Origin of the sequence: Alsobacter soli, from assembly GCF_003004785.1 — a bacterium.
Taxonomy (GTDB): Bacteria; Pseudomonadota; Alphaproteobacteria; order Rhizobiales; family Beijerinckiaceae; genus Alsobacter; species Alsobacter soli.
The window spans coordinates 1-839 of record NZ_PVZS01000074.1; the positions used below are offsets into that span (position 1 = coordinate 1).

An 839-nucleotide genomic window follows, 5' to 3' on the forward strand; every position below is an offset into this window, starting at 1 on the left:
TGAACCTGCAGGTTAGCGCCTACCTGCGGTCCGACCGGAGCCCGGAAGCCCGCGCCTCCTTCGCGGTTCAGTTCTTTCCCGATCTCTGAAAGGAAACCGGATGATTATTCGACGCCTGAGCCTCGCCTTGCTGGTCCTCTGCGGCGCCCGCCCGGCGTGCGCCGGCTCCGTTCAGCTCGGACAATTCGAGGACTGGAGGGCGATGAAGACGACCGTGTCGGGGCGGCCCCTATGCTATGCCGTCACGCAGCCCACTCGCCGCGATCCGGAAGGGCTCCGGCGCGGCGAGGCCTATCTGTTCGTGACGCACCGCCCCGCCGAATCCGTGCATGCAGAGGTGAGCGTGTCCTTCGGCTTTCCCCTGTCGTCAGCCTCGCTCGCGGTGGGCGGCGGCGATGAGACCACCATGCTGGACTCCGGATCCCTGGCCTGGCTTCAGAACGCCGATGCGGACGCGGCCACCGTGCGCCTCTTCAAGAAGGAATACACGGCCACGATCGCGGCGAAGTCGCTCCGTGGCAACGAGACAACAGACACCTACTCGCTCAGGGGCTTCTCGAAAGCGCTCGAGGCCATCGACGAGGCATGCGGGGCGGGCGAGGACAACGCTTGACTGCGCGCCTGCCCTATTCGGACAGGTCGTCCAGCCAGCCCTGCGAAACGCCGAATCGCACGATCTCCGCGCGCGAGCGAAGCCCGAGTTTCTCGGCGGCCCGCGCCTTGTAGGTCTCGACCGTCTTCATGCTGATGTTCAGGAGGTGGGCCGTTTCCTTGTTGGTCAGGCCCTGCGCGGTCATGCGCAGGACCTCGGTCTCTCTCTGGCTCAGTGGCTCCCCAGT

Annotated in this window: 2 protein-coding genes; one reads left to right on the forward strand and one right to left on the reverse strand. The window is 66.0% G+C overall.

The genetic code is table 11. The features are described 5' to 3' along the window. Positions 1-100: 100 nt before the first annotated feature. Positions 101-613 (forward strand): invasion associated locus B family protein, encoded by a 513-nt coding sequence (locus tag SLNSH_RS24305; RefSeq protein WP_106340865.1) that lies wholly within the window; start codon positions 101-103, stop codon positions 611-613. Between the two features lie 13 nt (positions 614-626). Here the strand turns inward: SLNSH_RS24305 and SLNSH_RS24310 are convergent. Further along, on the reverse strand, positions 627-839 hold a 213-nt coding region (locus SLNSH_RS24310; RefSeq protein WP_146140386.1), incomplete at its 5' end, for a response regulator transcription factor.